Origin of the sequence: Paenibacillus graminis, from assembly GCF_000758705.1 — a bacterium.
Lineage (GTDB): Bacteria > Bacillota > Bacilli > Paenibacillales > Paenibacillaceae > Paenibacillus_AQ > Paenibacillus_AQ graminis.
Genome location: NZ_CP009287.1, coordinates 6,318,569 through 6,333,827, shown reverse-complemented (window position 1 = coordinate 6,333,827; position 15,259 = coordinate 6,318,569). Strand labels below are relative to the sequence as shown.

Sequence of the window (15,259 nt, the reverse complement as noted above, 5' to 3'; positions counted from 1 at the left end):
CCTCCCTGGTCTAGTGGTCCTACAACCTGATCGTAATGCAAATTTGAATTAGCTTACACTTAATATTTTGCCCAAAAAAGTGGATATTGTTGCAGAAGGTTTAACCCTTTATGGAGCCTGCGGTGACACCTTCAACAATATAACGCTGCAGAGACAGGAAGAACAAGAGAATCGGCGTAATCGCCATGACCAGGCCTGCGAGGGCAAGATCCCATTTCTTGGTGTATTGTCCAAAGAACTTGGTAACAGCCACCGGCAGTGTGGTCAGGTCCTTATTGCCTCCAATGACAAGCACCGGCAAGAGGTAGTCATTCCAGATCCACAGGGTGTTCAGAATAATGACGGTAACAATGATCGGCATCAGCAGCGGGAAGACGATTTTGAAGAACACGCCATAGGGGCTTGAGCCGTCGACACGTGCAGCTTCCTCCAGCTCTATGGGTACACTCTTAATGAAGCCATGGAACAGGAACACGGACAGCGGCATTCCGAAGCCGAGATAGCAGGCCACAATGCCGTACAGTTCACCGCGCAGCTCCAGCATGCTGGTTACCCGGACCAGCTGCAGCATCAGAGACTGGAACGGAATGATCATCGCCGACACGAGCAGCAGGAACACAAAGGAATTGAAGCGTGACGGCTTTCTGACGATCTGGTAAGCTGCCATGGAGCTGAACATCACGATGAAGATTACACTCAGGATTGTGATTTGCAGCGAGTTCCAGAACGCCTGGGGAAAATTGATCGCATCCCATACTTTGGAGTAATTATCCCAGTGAAATACCTGCGGGAACGATGCCGCATCAATCAGTATTTCCTTCAGCCTCTTAACCGAGTTGCTCAGCACCAGGTAGAACGGAGACAGAAACACCAGGGCCAGAAGAATGGCGAATATTTCAAGGATGAAATGGTTCAGACGATATCTGCTAGTCTGCATTATGCGGACACCTCTTTCCGTTTGGTGAGCCAGACCTGTGTGACGGTGATCAGCGAGACGGCGAAGAAGAAGAGCAGCGCTTTGGCGGTGCCAAGGCCGTAACGGTTGTTGATCAGCGCTTCCGCATAGATGTTGTAAGCGAGCGACTGGGTTGAGGTTCCCGGTCCGCCTTTGGTCAGTGACAGATTGAGATCGAACATTTTGAAGGCATTGGAAGTGGTCAGGAACAGGCAAATGGTGATGGCTGGCATGATTAGCGGGACATAGACATTTTTGAACAATTGCGGAGCGCGTGCACCGTCGATCTTGGCCGCTTCAATCAAATCCTTCGGAATTCCGGCCAATCCGGCGATGTAAATGACCATCATATATCCGGCTGTCTGCCAGACGAATACGATTACAAGCCCCCAGAAGCCGGTGCTTGCTGTACCCAGCCAAGGCAGCTGGAAGAAGGAAAGGCCGGTCATCTCGCCGATGGTAGCGAAACCTTTGGTGAAGATAAACTGCCAGATGTAACCGAGCAGAATGCCGCCAATTACATTGGGAATGAAGAAGATCGTGCGCAGCACCTTCTTGGTCTTCAGCGACGTCATCAGCAGGAATGCAAGCAGCAGTGCCAAGACATTGGCTGCAATAACGGATACTACCGTGAAGCGTAAAGTAAAGAAGAGGGAATCCCAAAACTTATCATCATTCATAAAAATCCGTTTCCAGTTGTCCGCACCGGTCCAGACCGCTTTGTCCAGATCCAGTCCGTTCCAGTTGGTGGAGGAGTAGTAAAAGCCGAGAATGAAGGGTGTAACCACAATGGTCAGGAAGAATAGCAGGGCGGGCCAGAGGAAAATGATTTGCTGTCCCCAGCCCCGTTGCAGACGCAGAGTTTTTCTCATATGGAGTCTCCTTTTTGTATAGTTAATCTTCGGGTTCACATCTTCATTATAGGAATCGGCAAGTATGACCAACACTCAATTTGATGATGATAAAAGTGGATTATATTGCAGGGATGCTTGCGCAGGGATATTCGGCACAGTAGTATACGGAAGAAGCAACCTTCCGCAAAACCTACAGGAGGACAAAGCATGTTCAAAAACAGCATACGGACCCGGCTGATGGCGCTTGTGCTGCTGGCCTCTGTGATTCCATCAGCGATTTCAGTTACGTTCTCTTATCTCTATACCAAGGAATCGGTCACGGAGCAGTCCGTGAAGCAGAATACGAAACTGCTGACGCTCGGGGAAGCCAAACTGAGCAGCTACTTCAGCGGCATGAACCAGCGGGCGATGTCGCTGTACAGCGGAATCAATGTGCCCAGCTCTTTTTATACCACTCTGCTCACCTCCAAAAGCCGGCAGGATGTTCCGCCCGGCTCTGGAGTCCCTGATACACGGGCTGTGATCTCCACCCAGCTCTCGAACCTGTTTCTCTCGGACCGGAACACTTTTCAGATTCATCTGTATGTGCGGGCAGCGCAGCAGTCCAATCTGCTGCGGGGAGGGTATTTCCGCCGGGAGGCCAACACCAACTATGCTTTGGATGAGCACCTTGAAGGGACGTACCGCCCCTACATCGAGGTCACCCATATAGAACATCAGTATGGGATAAAGTCCGGTTTTCCTAATTTGAGGCCGGGGATTGAGCCGGTATTTACGGCCCATTTTCCAATTTACAAAACCCCGAGCTCCGACGTTCTGGCCGACCTGTCGATTGACTATCGCCTTGCAGAGCTGGAGGGGATCGTCAAATCCATGTACAATTCCGATACGGAACGCCTTTATGTGCTAAATGATCAGGGGCAAGCACTGTTTGCTTCTGATCCTGACTGGATCGCTAAGCCGGTCAAAGCGGGCTGGAGCCAGCTTCCCGGGAACAGCGGCAGCGGTCATTTTACCTGGAAAAAGGACGGATTCAAGGGGATTGTCATGTACCGGCATATTGAGGACCCGCTGTTCAAAGGCAGCATTATTAAGCTGGTTCCCTATGAAGATCTGTATGGAGATGCCCGGGTCATCACCCGCTTCAATGCCGGTATTGGTATATTGTTTCTGCTCGTGGGCGGAATCACCGCCGTGCTTATCTCTATTGGCTTCACCAGACCGATCAAGAAGCTGATCTCCTTCACCCAGAAGGTGCAGATCGGACAGCTGGATGCGCATATGGATGTGGAACGGGAGGATGAATTCGGCCTGCTGACGCGCAAGATCACGGGAATGACCCGGACGATCAACGATTTGATCCTCAATGAGTATAAGCTGGACCTGGCGAATAAAACCAACCAGCTGAAGGCGCTGCAGGCACAGGTCAATCCGCATTTCCTGTATAATGCCCTGCAGTCCATCGCCAGCTTGTCCTTACGGTACAATGCGCCCAAGGTGTATGATCTCATCTATTCACTTGGCAGCATGATGCGTTATTCGATGAATACTGAACGCACACAGGTGCCGCTCCGCGATGAAATCGAGCATGTGCAGAACTATGTCATCCTCCAGACGGAGCGGTTCGGTGAAGAGAATCTGCACCTTGATGTCGATGCGGAGGAGGAGGCCCTGAATGTGGTGGTGCCCAAGATGATTCTGCAGCCTATCGTGGAAAATATCTTCAAGCACGGCTTCGCGGACGGTATTCAGGGTGGAGTTATTTCCATCAGGTGTGCGCTGGATGGCCAAGGACGGTTATTGCTTGCCGTCAAGGACAACGGCAAAGGCATTGCGCCTGAACGGCTGGAGGCCATCATGGCCGGATTGGCAGAGAGCGGCAGAACGGAGCGTGAGGAGATCGGGCTGTACAATGTGCTTGCCCGGCTCCGCCTGCAGATGAGCAGCGGGGCGCAGCTCATCTTAAGCGGCAATGGGGACAGCGGAGTAACAGTTACACTCCTTATTCCGCTGGACAACCTATAAATCACTTACAGAAAGGGATGGCGGGCAATGAAGGTGCTGATAGTAGATGATGAGAAGCATGTGCGGGAAGCCATCCGTTATTTTGTGCCGTGGGAGAAGCATCATATTACAGATATTTATGAGGCTTCGAACGGGCAGGAAGCGATGCGGATCATGCAGGAGCAGCAGCCTGCGATTGTCTTTACGGATATGCGGATGCCGCTTATGGATGGGGCAGAGCTGCTGGAGTGGCTGCACAGCCATTATCCGCATACGAAGACCATCGTAATCAGCGGCTATCAGGACTTCAACTATGTGAAGCCGGCGATTGTCTATGGCGGAACGGATTATTTGCTGAAACCGCTGAACAGCAAGCAGCTGATTGCCGCCGCAGAGCATGCCTTCAAGCTGTGGCTGGAGGAGGAACAGGAGCGGCACCAGGCGCACCGCCAGAATATGCAGCTGAATGTGCTGCGGCCGCTCTACTGGGATAAGATGCTTTCGGATCTGGTAGCGGGACAGGCTTCTTTTCAAGAAGTAAGAAATTCGCTGTGCGAAGAGTTGGGCATGCCGCTATTTGTGGCAGAATGCAGGGTTGCGCTCATCTCGCTTCAGGGGGCGGACTGCCGGCTGCTGCAGAGATTTCAGGGCGATGTGGGATTGACCTCATTCGTGCTGGCGAATGTCTGCAACGAGGTGCTGGCGCCGAAGCAGAACGGCTTCGCCTTCCGCAGCTGGCAGGGCGGAGCAGAGATTGTTCTTCTGCTGTGGAGCGCTGTTGCTGAAGCGCAGGAAGAGATGCACCGTATTAACGAGTCCATTAGACAAACCTACGGCGTGCAGATGGATATCGGACTCAGCCTTCCGGCTGCATTTCCGGAAGGGCTGCAAACAGCTTTCCGTCAGGCGCGGCAGAGTCTGAACGAGCGGAATCTGCTGCAGCGGGAAGGACGGATTCATCTGTTCAGGGAGCAGCCCGGATCGAGTGGGCCTGAAGAGAGCTACGCCTTTGAAGAGCAGTTGGACAAGCTAAGAATTGCGGTCCTCTCCGGTGACCTGGACAAAATGGAGCGGGTCGTGGATGGGTGGTCAGATCAGTTGGCCGGACTGCCGCTGTTTACAGAGAGACAGTTCCAGCAGCTTCAGGCGGAGATATCGGAAGTCCTCCGCCGCTTGCGGCCGGACGGGGAGATTTCATTGGAGCTTTGCTATGACAGCGAAGGGCTTTTTTCTGTGGAGAATTGGCGGAGCCAGCTCAAGGCCTTGCTCCAGCACTTGTCCGAGGGGAATACCCAGACGCCGGATAGCCGGCTTGTTGGGGAAATCCGGCAGTATCTCCAGCAGAACTATGCCCAGGATATGACCTTGCAGCATATTGCTGAACGTTTTTTTATCAGCAGGGAGAATGTCTCGCGGAAGTTCAAGCAGATTACAGGGGAGAATCTGTCCGATTATCTGACCGGCCTCCGGGTAGACAAGGCCAAAACACTGCTGCAGAATACGAATCTGCGGCTGTCGCAAATATCGGAGCTGGTTGGCTATGAGGATGAGAAATATTTCAGCCGCGTATTTAAGAAGTCTACCGGGCAGTCGCCGAGGGAATACCGCAAGCAGGGAGAAAACCAGTAACAAATTTTCCAGTTTTAACCCTTTCAGCATTTCCAGCTTTTGACCGATAGTAAAGATAAGGGAAATATTCATTCGGTTGATTCGGGAGGACGGGGTATGGAAAGATATTTAGGCAAAAAAATAAAAAATGATTTGATCAATACCTACGGGGTAACGGTAATTCCTGCGAACAGCATTTTGAATGCAGAACATTTGGAGCTGATCCGCAAGCAAAAAATCAATATTCTCGACATTATCTTTGCGGGTGAAGAGGGGCAGGCACCTTCCAGCAAGGAGCTGGCGTACAATGTGGTGAATGTATCGAAGGATTTATTTGAGTCCTTCCGGACCTCACGCAAGGTTCCGCTCGCGGATATCCGCAAGGAGGTCGTGCCTGTTGTTCAGGAAATATCCCGCCAATCCGATATTTTTGCGTTGTTCGATGCGATTCAGGGCAAAGACGACTATACATACCAGCACAATATCGGGGTAGGTGTATTGTCGACACTGATCGGCAGATGGATGAATATGAGTGAAGCGGAGCTGTCGGTGCTGTCACTGGCTGCAACCCTTCATGATATCGGCAAGCTGAAAATCCCTTCCGAGATATTGAACAAACCGGGCAAGCTGACCCCGGATGAATATGAATTAGTCAAGAAGCATACGATTCTGGGCTATGAAATGCTCAAGGAAACCACGGGAGCGAACTCCCATATCACGCTGACGGCGCTGCAGCACCATGAACGGAATGACGGCAGGGGTTATCCGCTGGGACTGAAAGAAGAACAGATTGATGCCTACGCCAAGATCGTAGCCGTCGCCGATATCTTTCATGCGATGTCTTCCAGACGCCCCTATCATGAGCCGGTACCCTTCCATATCATTGTCGATCAGATGAGAAGAGGGAGCTTTGGCGCGCTGGACCCGCATATTGTCTCGGTGTTCCTGGAGAATATTGTGAAACGGACGGTCGGCCGCGAGGTCATTTTGACCGATGGACGGGTCGGTGAAATCGTCTACTTGAACCCCCACGATATTGAGACCCCTTTAGTTAAAGTCGATGATGAGTATATTGACCTCAGTAAGCTGAATACAATTAAGATTAAAGAGATCAGTATCGAGTAGCAAGCAGGGTATTTAGTCAAAATAATCCGCAAGCCCCTCAGCGATGGCCTTGGCTGCTTTTTTCTGGTATGACGCTGTACGGACGATCGATTCGTCAGTGCGGTTGCTCAGAAAACCAAGCTCCACCAGCGTCGCCGGGAGGCTATTTTCCCGCAGAATATGATAGTCCCCGAAAGATAAGCCGTTGGACTTCAGGCCAATGCCCTGCCGGAGCCGGTTCTCGATGGAACGGGCCAGCCGTAAATCGTTATTTTCCGAATAAAAAAAGGTGAGCGTCCCCGACACCTTCTTCGGAGAAGAATTGTAATGTATGCTGACAAAAGCATCCGCCCGGAGCTGCTGCCCAATTTGCACCCGCCGTGACAGGGAGGGCTTCTGGTCCCCCCGCGTGCGGGTCAGCTCCACCCTTGCCCCTTTTGCCCGCAGATAATCGCGCACATAAAAAGCCGTCTGCAGTGTCAAATCCTTCTCCATTGTGTCATAGCTTGTGCCTAGCATTCCCGGGTCGCTGCCCCCATGTCCGGGATCAATGACAATCGTCTTACCGCGGATGCTTCCGGAGCGGTTGCTGCTCCCGCTGTTCCAAGTGCTTCCTGTGCTCCCTGTGCTCGAGCCTCCTCTGGCAATATACTGCCCTGCTATCCAGCCTACTTCTCCGCTGGCAGTGCGGATTCGCGCCCAATCTCCCTGCCGCAGCAAAACTGTGACGGAATCCCCTTCTTTTAAGGACCCGAGCACTTTATAACCCGTTCCCGGGCCTCCTCTGATCCGCAAGGATGAGGCGGTGACCTGTGCGGTTCCTCCGGCACTGCCGGAGGATTGGCTTGAGGTCTTCACGGAAGCTGCCCCGGCTGCGGTCCGCGGCGCTGCTGCGGCTGTTCCGCCGGTCCGTTTAAGATAATATCCGGCAACCCAGCCGGAGACCGAACCCGACCGCACCTTAAGCCAGCCGTGCTGCTCGTCCGTTACGGTGACCAGCGCTCCGCTTTTCAGCGATCCGGTGACAGACGCGCCTGCGGCCGGTTCACTGCGCACATTCAGCGAAGAGGCGTAGACCTTGGCCGTATAAGCTCCGGCTGCATGGGCTGTTTCAGGCTGCAAAGGGGGGGATAGCAATAAAGTGACTGCCAGCATGGCAGTGGATAATGTTTTTTTCATATTATGTAAGATCCTCGTTTCAGAAATAGGTTAAAGGTTTATTACCCGTTCCTGCCGGAGGGAAACAGCATACTCTTAAAATTTAAAAGAAAAACAGCCTCTGTTCCAGAATTGCATTCACCTGTATAATTGTTACATATTGGAAGCCGACAAAGGAGTGCCGACGTGACCAGACCAAAACTATTCATTGGATCTTCCAGAGAATCCATTCGTTACGCGCGGGCTATTCACGAGCAGCTGAAGCGGGAGGCCCAGGTGAATCCGTGGTATGCCAATGCCTTCCGGGCAAACGAATACACCATGGAAGCGCTTGAACGTCATCTGGATGAGAGTGATTTTGCCGTATTTGTGTTCTCGGCGGATGATGTAGCCAAGATACGCGGCAAATATTATTATGTGACCCGTGACAATACACAGTTTGAAATGGGGCTGTTCTGGGCGAGGCTGCGGCGGAGCCGCGTCTTCTGCCTGCTGCCGGACCAGGTGCCGGCCCGTAAGGATCTGATTCCCGGCGAGAACATTGAGGAATATCATCTGCTCTCGGATTTATCAGGACTTACGCCTCTGGAATATGAATCGCAGCATGAGAATCCCGTGGCGGCCGTGGATGTCAGCTGCGGCAAGATCATTGACAGCATTCAGGGGCTGGGCAGCTTCCGCGACCCCCAGAAGGAATTGGAAGAGCTGAAGCTTGAACTTAGGCGAAAAGAAAGTATCCTTCACTTCTTCTGGCAATATAATAATAATATGTCTTCTCCTGAAGACCGCGAAAATTACCAGGCGCTGAGCGAAGCAGTCCGCAATTCCTTTCTGCCGCCCATGCACTGCCGGGTGATCGGTGCTGCCATGTGGCAGGCCCGTGAGCAGGAAGCCCTGGTGCAGGTGGGCGGAAATGTGGGACGCGGGCATTCCTATTCGTTTTCACCGAACGAAGAAAAGGGCTCCCGTCCAGGTGTACTTGAGGCTTTTCTGACCAAGGAATGGACCTTTTTTCAGCGCACGGAAGTTGCTGAGGTCTATATCCTATGCTATCCTTTAGGTGAGAGGCATGTCCTTTCTGTACATTTTTCCGGAAGCGACGGATTATCTGCGGAGGATCTGACCGAGGTCGTGGCGTACAACCGGGATTTGTTCCGTACCGTCAATCATTTAGTGGGAGGGGACTGACACGATGAAGAACATGAAGAATGCAGTAAGTTTGTCCAGTGCTGTCCGCCGAACCGCAAACGGCAGCAGCGGAGGCGCCAAAGGCCGCACGAAGCGCAAGGCGGGAACCGGAAGTCCCACCAAGCTGTCGCCTTCAGCCATCAATGTCTATATTGCGCCATCGCTTGAAGGCGGAGACGACGAATACAAGAAACTCATCAGCGGGAAGGTTGACAATAACAAACCTTCGTTTGCTTAACCGTAAATAGGGCCTCCAGTTCTTGCTGGGGGCCTTTTTTTATAGGGCGTGCCCAGCTAAGCACGCATCCTCTAGCCGGTGAAAGTCCGGTCGCGGGAGGGACCAAGCCCCCGTGTAGCTAGGATACCTGCATATGGCGAAATCTGTGTGCAGAAGCGTATCGACGAATGTTTTGTCAGAGACAAAGCGAGCAACATGCCAGGCCGTAACATCAAGTGAATCCTGCCGCGCCGTCAAAAAGGCCTCGCAAGAGGGAAGAGAGGAAGCCGAATCTCGCCTATACGGATGAAGGCCACGGAAGCTGTTTGGAGCTTGGAGCGACAGCGAAGATTCCTCCGGCGTATGGGGAGCGGCATGGTATGAAAGAGGATGCAGTGAACGGGGAGACCCTCCCCTGCACGGGAATCAGCGACAGACGGATCTTGAAGCTAGTACGGAAGTGGTTACAAGCGGGGGAATGGAGAAAGGAACGGTAAGGCGCTCCGATTTGGGCACGCCGCAGGGTGGGGTCATTTCTCCGCTACTGGCGAACATCTACTTGAATTACTTCGACATTCTGTGGGAGAGGCACGGTAGCGGGATCGGGGAACTAATGGTATGCGAAGAAGAGGCAACGCTCACGCTGGACCGGATCGATCCGCGAGGTCAAGTTCCTGGCTAAACAGTATGGACTCAAATCGTTATTGTAATCCGCATGCACATGAAGGATGAACATCGGAAAGCCGTATGAGGGAAAACCTCACGTACGGTTTGATGAGGAGGGGCTGGGGTTAATCAGCCCTTTACTCTAGAAATTATGCAATGTCAAAAAATGCGGATATCTTGGAAGCCTTAGAGGATATAAGCGATGCAGGAGGATTAGGCTCCATCAGCTGGTTGAAGCGGACAGAGGAGCCTTTATTTTGCATTTCAGCGGATACGGACTCAGGAGCCGTTATATCGTTCGATGGAGCCTGAAATAAAGGGGAAAGGGACAAATAATGGCATCTCAGTCCGTTAACCTGTGAAATAAACGAATCTTCTTTCAATAACGGCTTTCCTGTCCGTATCAGCATGCCCCGTTGACTTGAGCGGTGGGGAATCCCTCCGGCCGTAAGTCCCGTGTTGTTATTCACCCGTCAGGGGTAATTTTGTTCTGAAAATATTACGCCAGAATATTGTATGCTGTCCGCTAAGCCGGATTCGCTCGCCTTTTTCCAACTGGCGCTTGCGAAGAAGCAAGTGAGCAGTGCTAGTTGGAAAAAGTGGACTTATTTCTCCCCAAAATCAACAATTGTGAGCTTGAAGTGGAAAAAAGGAGCTTAATTGGACCATATTTCCTGATGAAGGGCGAAATGTGCAAATTTAGTTACCCTTTTCCACTTACCTGCGAGAATAGGGGTGCTTGAGCAAATTAGTGATCCTTTTTCCACTATCCCAAACAACTGCCTTATCCGGTCAAGGATGGCTTAATCCGTTTCTGCTTGGCGGGCTGGCGGATTCGTCACACAGGAACTGAAAAGGTCAGCGGAAATGCAGCTGCCAGTTCTATTTGGCCCTTTGCGGTTATAACAACCGCTCTCGTATCCGGGAGCCGGTTCACCCACTGGCGGTCCAACAAAAGTTGAAGGATAGCAGCTCCCAGTGCCCCCGCGAGATGGTAACGCCTTTCGCTCCAATCGAGGCATTTGGGGGCAAAAGCGCGCCGGCACTTTCTAACCTGGTCCAGTTCTATTCCCAGCCGTTCTAAGGCATGCTCACCCTGGACCGTAACGGAGAAGCCGTTCGCTTCCTCAAGAATAATCCGCTCAAGCAGCAAAGCCTCCGTTAACTGCACCCCGAATTTTCCAGCCAGGTGGTCGTAGCAGGTTCTGGCATGACGCATGGCCTGATCCTGTACGGAGTGGCGGAGTGAGGTGACCTTCACCGGGGGCGAGATAGACAACAGCAGCTCTATCACCTGGGCGATTTCCGGACTGGAGATGCCATAATAACGGTGTCTCCCTTGGGTATGAACGTTGAGTATACCGCCTTCCGCCATCTTGCCTAGATGGAAGCTGGCGGTTTGGGGTGTGATTCCGGCTGCAGAAGCCAGCTCTGTGGCAGGGTGGAGGCCGCCGTCCATCAATGCGGTCAGAATGCTTGCCCGGGACGGTTCTGTGATCAGAGATGCCACTTGGGCAACGGCTGGATTGGCTTGCATGGTAAATCCCCCTTCTGCATTCCATATTTCGATGAATATTGTAAGAATTCTATTTTACAATACAATCAATACATTTGCAGAGGAGATTTTATGATGAAGAATCCATTTGTGGAACCCCGGCAGGCGGTAACTATACATCCGAAAATTCTGTATTACGGGACACCGGTCATCCTGTTGACGACGCTTAATGAAGATTTGACCGTAAACATAAGTCCGATCTCATCCTCATGGGCTTTGGGGGAACATGTTATCCTTGGCCTGGGAACCGACGGGAAAGCACTGGAAAACCTGCAGCGGAAGCCTGAATGCGTGGTAAATCTGCCTGACGCTTCCCTGTGGGAGCAGGTGGAGGGACTGGCCCGCCTCACAGGAAAAAATCCGGTTCCTGCTGTGAAGAAGGAGGCCGGATTTATGTTTGAAAAGGATAAATTTGCTTACTCAGGACTGACGAAGGCCGAATCCGTTACAGTATTAACGGCCAGAATTGCTGAATGTCCGATCCAGATTGAAGCACGGGTGAACCATATCCGTATTCCGGAAGATTCACCGCATTTTGCAATTGTCGAGACGCAGAGCACGCAGGTGCATGTCCATAAGGAACTGGCCGCCAGTGAACATCATATTGATCCGGCCTGCTGGAATCCGCTGATCTATAATTTCCGCCATTACTTTGGCTTGAGTCCAGAGCTAGGCAAATCCTACCGGTCCGAAACGTAAATATTAATGGTGTTTATAGTTTGCGCGCGGGTGAGATGCCGCTGTTCTTCTTCGCAATTTCCCGCCGCACAACCGGAGCTACCTCGGTGGCAAGCAGTTCAATAGCGGCTGCCACCTTGGCATACGGAAGTCCGCCGATATCCAGCTGGGTCATGAAGCGGTTATGGCCGAAAAGCTCATGCTGGTAGAGAATTTTCTCAATAATCTGCTGCGGGCTGCCGACAGCCAGTGTATTGACCGGTGAGACGAAGCGGCCAAAATCACTGCGCGGGACACGGTATTCCTGGCCGGGCTGCGGACTGATGGCATTGCGGTAGCTGTAATAGTAAGGGTAATATTCATCAAGTGCCTGCTGTGAGGTCTTGGCAATATAACCATGGCTGGTGATGGCGATCTTCAGGTCTGCTGCGGCATGTCCAGCTTCGGCTCCGCGCCGGCGGTAGGTATCGGCAAGGTTCTGGAAGGGCTCCGGACTGCCGCTGAGAATGGCGATCGCCATGCCTACGCCGAGGCTTCCGGCTTGTGCGGCGCTGTCGGCGGAGCCGCCGATGCCGACCCAGAGGGGAAGCTTATGCTGTAAAGGGCGTGGGGCTATTTCCGCATTCTTCAGCGGAGAGCGGAAATTCCCCTGCCAATTCATTACTTCACGCTGGTTCAGCTGCAGCAGCAGCTCCAGATTCTCGGTAAAAAGCTGTTTGTAGTCCTCCATGTCATACCCGAACAGCGGAAAGGACTCCAGAAAAGCACCCCGGCCGGAGATGATTTCCGCCCGGCCGCCGGACAGCAGGTCCAGGGTGGCAAAATCCTCGAAGACCCGCACAGGGTCGATAGTGCTCAGCACCGTTGTCGCACTGGTCAGCTTAATCCGCTTCGTCACCTGGGAAATGGCAGCCAGCACCACCGGCACTGAGGAAATGACAAAATCCAGCCGGTGATGCTCACCCACCCCAAACACATCAAGCCCTGCTTCATCGGCCAGCTTGGCCGCCTCAATGACCTCTTTCATCCGCTGCTGGGGGCTGATCCGCTGCCCTGTATGGCAGTCGGTTACGATATCCCCTAAAGTGTATAGGCCGAATTCAAATTCCGGCACTTGTTCTTTCGCGTGATTGTCCATCTTTTATAACCCCTTGTTATTTAGAATAATACCTCATGATGAGCAGTTTGCCCGTACGCTTGTCCATAAAGGAGGAATACAAGTTATTGTATCATAATAACTTACAAAATGTAAGTATATGAGCGTAAGTTTGTTAATGCGCGGAATGGAGAATTTGCTTAGGTTTAGTGTATTGGATTTTACCGTTTTCATCCATGAGATTTCGGGCAGGGGAGAGGGCGTGGAAAATTATTGAATTGAGGAGGGGGTGAGGTATACTGGCTTTAGTGTAAAGTGATATGTATAGCTCATCCATAAGGAGGACCCCTTGATGAAAAAATTACAGATCAGACGGAAGGTCTGGGCTATCACTGCCGGATTAAGCCTGCTGTTTGCGCCGTGCTCCGTACATTCAGCTTGGGCTGATTCACATACCTCTTACGTTGGAAATAACAGTGATTATGACTGGACCGCCACGGCTCCTGTTGTCAAAACGGTCTGGACCCATGCCATGGATGTAGAGGCAGCAGCCGATTATGACACCGTAAATCAGGGATCTGCGGTTGCCGGAGGCGGCAAGGTCTATGTCCTTCAGAAGGGACAGGCCGTAGCAATCAATGCGCAGACGGGGAAGGTAGCCTGGAAATATGGGGCCAAGCTTCTCGGCCCGCTGCTCCCTACTCTGCTCGAGAGCGGGATGATTATTGTGCAGAGCAAAGGGAAGCTGGCGGCGTTTAAGGAGCCGGCGGGCCTCAGGATGCAATAAGGAATAGAGATTAACATTGTATACTATAGGCAATACGAATTTGAACGGGAGGTATTATGGAACAGCAAGGGATTTGGGCGATAGGGATATTTTTGTTTACATACGGATTAATTATTTCTGAGAAGGTACACCGCACGATTCTGGCGATGCTCGGAGCCCTGGTTATGATTGCAGCGGGAATTGTCCCGCAGGAAACAGCGCTTGAGCATATTGATTTCAATACGCTTGGGCTGCTGGCAGGTATGATGATGATGGTAGGGATTACCGCAGAGACGGGCTTGTTCAGTTATGTGGCAGTAAAAGCGGCCAAGCTGGCCAAGGGTGAGCCCAAACGAATATTGGTGGCCCTGGTGCTGGTTACCGCGCTGGCCTCTGCTTTTCTCGATAATGTGACGACCGTACTGCTGATGGTGCCGATCACTTTCAGTATTACAAGGCAGCTGCGCATTCACCCGCTGCCCTTTCTGCTGTCGCAGATTATTGCCTCGAACGTAGGCGGAACAGCAACGCTGATAGGAGATCCGCCGAATATTATGATTGGCAGCGCTGTGAAGGAGCTGACATTCATGGCATTTATCAGCAACCTTACTCCGGTGATCCTGATTATCATTATGGCGTATTTGCCGCTGTTTCTGCTCATGTTCGGCAAGCAGCTGAAATCTTCGCCCGAGCTGCAGCGGAGTGTGATGGAGATGGACGAGCGGGCGATGATCACTGACTGCAAGCTGCTGCATAAATGCCTTTGGGTGCTGGGCCTGACGATTCTCGGCTTTTTTCTGCATCAGGCGATTCATCTGGAGTCGGCGACAGTAGCGCTGGCCGGGGCCTTTCTGCTGCTTCTCCTCACCGGAGGAGAGCAGATGCTGCACAAAGCTTTTGCCAGTGTGGAATGGGTTACAATCTTTTTCTTTATCGGTTTGTTTGTGCTCGTATCAGGACTTGTGGAGACGGGGGTAATCGCTGAACTGGCAGGTAAAGCGATGGAGCTTACCGGCGGAAACCTGGCAGCCAGCTCGATGCTGATTTTATGGCTGAGCGCGATAGCCTCCGCTTTTCTGGATAACATTCCTTTTGTAGCGACAATGATTCCTCTGATTCAGGAGATGGGCAATCTGGGCATTCATAACCTGGAGCCTTTATGGTGGAGCCTCGCGCTCGGCGCATGTCTGGGGGGGAACGGGACGCTGATCGGCGCGAGTGCGAATCTTATTGTAGCGGGCCTCGCGTCAAAAGAAGGATATCCCATCACGTTTATGAGATATTTAAAATTCGGCTTTCCTCTGATGCTGCTGTCGATTGTAATTTCAAGCATCTATATCTATCTGAGGTATCTGATCTAATTGTGAAATTTTGTTGACAGAGCCATAGATAGATGATATTTTAAATTTA

At 52.0% G+C, this 15,259-nt stretch carries 13 protein-coding genes and 1 pseudogene; 9 read left to right on the top strand and 5 right to left on the bottom strand.

Features of this window, described 5'->3' with window-relative positions:
• Positions 1-100: 100 nt before the first annotated feature.
• Positions 101-937 (bottom strand): carbohydrate ABC transporter permease, encoded by an 837-nt coding sequence (locus PGRAT_RS27350; protein WP_025703668.1) that lies wholly within the window; start codon positions 935-937, stop codon positions 101-103.
• Positions 937-1,827 carry a carbohydrate ABC transporter permease gene (locus PGRAT_RS27345; RefSeq protein ID WP_025703667.1) on the bottom strand — a complete coding sequence of 297 codons (891 nt, stop codon included), beginning with the start codon at positions 1,825-1,827 and terminating at the stop codon, positions 937-939. Before PGRAT_RS27345 ends, PGRAT_RS27350 begins: the two co-directional genes overlap by 1 nt.
• 189 nt (positions 1,828-2,016) lie before the next feature.
• Between PGRAT_RS27345 and PGRAT_RS27340 the strand changes: the two genes are divergently transcribed.
• From PGRAT_RS27340 to PGRAT_RS27330, 3 genes are all read left to right on the top strand, one after another.
• Positions 2,017-3,834, top strand: a complete 1,818-nt coding sequence (locus PGRAT_RS27340; protein WP_025703666.1) for a sensor histidine kinase — start codon at positions 2,017-2,019, stop codon at positions 3,832-3,834.
• A 27-nt stretch (positions 3,835-3,861) separates the two neighbouring features.
• Positions 3,862-5,442: a response regulator gene (locus PGRAT_RS27335; protein ID WP_042267511.1), complete on the top strand. Its 1,581-nt coding sequence runs from the start codon at positions 3,862-3,864 to the stop codon at positions 5,440-5,442.
• Positions 5,443-5,538: 96 nt separating this feature from the next.
• Positions 5,539-6,546 (top strand): HD-GYP domain-containing protein, encoded by a 1,008-nt coding sequence (locus tag PGRAT_RS27330; RefSeq protein ID WP_025704452.1) that lies wholly within the window; start codon positions 5,539-5,541, stop codon positions 6,544-6,546.
• 12 nt (positions 6,547-6,558) lie between these two features.
• Here PGRAT_RS27330 and PGRAT_RS27325 read toward each other — a convergent pair whose 3' ends face one another.
• The gene (locus PGRAT_RS27325; protein ID WP_025704451.1) at positions 6,559-7,704 is read right to left on the bottom strand and encodes an N-acetylmuramoyl-L-alanine amidase family protein; all 1,146 of its coding nucleotides are present in this window, start codon (positions 7,702-7,704) and stop codon (positions 6,559-6,561) included.
• A gap of 165 nt (positions 7,705-7,869) precedes the next feature.
• Here PGRAT_RS27325 and PGRAT_RS27320 point away from each other — a divergent pair, with 165 nt between their 5' ends.
• From PGRAT_RS27320 to PGRAT_RS27310, 3 genes and pseudogenes are all read left to right on the top strand, one after another.
• Positions 7,870-8,871, top strand: coding sequence for a TIR domain-containing protein (locus tag PGRAT_RS27320; RefSeq protein WP_025704450.1), 1,002 nt, complete (start codon positions 7,870-7,872; stop codon positions 8,869-8,871).
• A 4-nt stretch (positions 8,872-8,875) separates the two neighbouring features.
• The gene (locus PGRAT_RS27315) at positions 8,876-9,109 is read left to right on the top strand and encodes a hypothetical protein (protein ID WP_025704449.1); all 234 of its coding nucleotides are present in this window, start codon (positions 8,876-8,878) and stop codon (positions 9,107-9,109) included.
• A gap of 404 nt (positions 9,110-9,513) precedes the next feature.
• Positions 9,514-9,701 (top strand): annotated as a pseudogene (locus PGRAT_RS27310) (group II intron reverse transcriptase/maturase); the annotation flags it as partial.
• An 891-nt stretch (positions 9,702-10,592) separates the two neighbouring features.
• Here PGRAT_RS27310 and PGRAT_RS27300 read toward each other — a convergent pair.
• A complete protein-coding gene (locus PGRAT_RS27300; RefSeq protein WP_025704446.1) occupies positions 10,593-11,291 on the bottom strand; it encodes an ArsR/SmtB family transcription factor in 699 nt (232 codons plus the stop codon).
• 93 nt (positions 11,292-11,384) lie between these two features.
• On the opposite strand from PGRAT_RS27300, the gene PGRAT_RS27295 reads away from it, so the two are divergent.
• Positions 11,385-12,008: a flavin reductase family protein gene (locus PGRAT_RS27295; protein ID WP_025704445.1), complete on the top strand. Its 624-nt coding sequence runs from the start codon at positions 11,385-11,387 to the stop codon at positions 12,006-12,008.
• A 13-nt stretch (positions 12,009-12,021) separates the two neighbouring features.
• Here PGRAT_RS27295 and PGRAT_RS27290 read toward each other — a convergent pair whose 3' ends face one another.
• Positions 12,022-13,125 (bottom strand): LLM class flavin-dependent oxidoreductase, encoded by a 1,104-nt coding sequence (locus PGRAT_RS27290; protein WP_042267509.1) that lies wholly within the window; start codon positions 13,123-13,125, stop codon positions 12,022-12,024.
• A gap of 310 nt (positions 13,126-13,435) precedes the next feature.
• On the opposite strand from PGRAT_RS27290, the gene PGRAT_RS27285 reads away from it, so the two are divergent.
• Together PGRAT_RS27285 and PGRAT_RS27280 are read left to right on the top strand one after the other, a co-directional pair.
• Complete coding sequence (locus PGRAT_RS27285; protein ID WP_025706139.1) at positions 13,436-13,870, top strand: outer membrane protein assembly factor BamB family protein; 435 nt, start codon at positions 13,436-13,438, stop codon at positions 13,868-13,870.
• 56 nt (positions 13,871-13,926) lie between these two features.
• Positions 13,927-15,210: an ArsB/NhaD family transporter gene (locus tag PGRAT_RS27280; protein ID WP_025706138.1), complete on the top strand. Its 1,284-nt coding sequence runs from the start codon at positions 13,927-13,929 to the stop codon at positions 15,208-15,210.
• Positions 15,211-15,259: the final 49 nt, after the last annotated feature.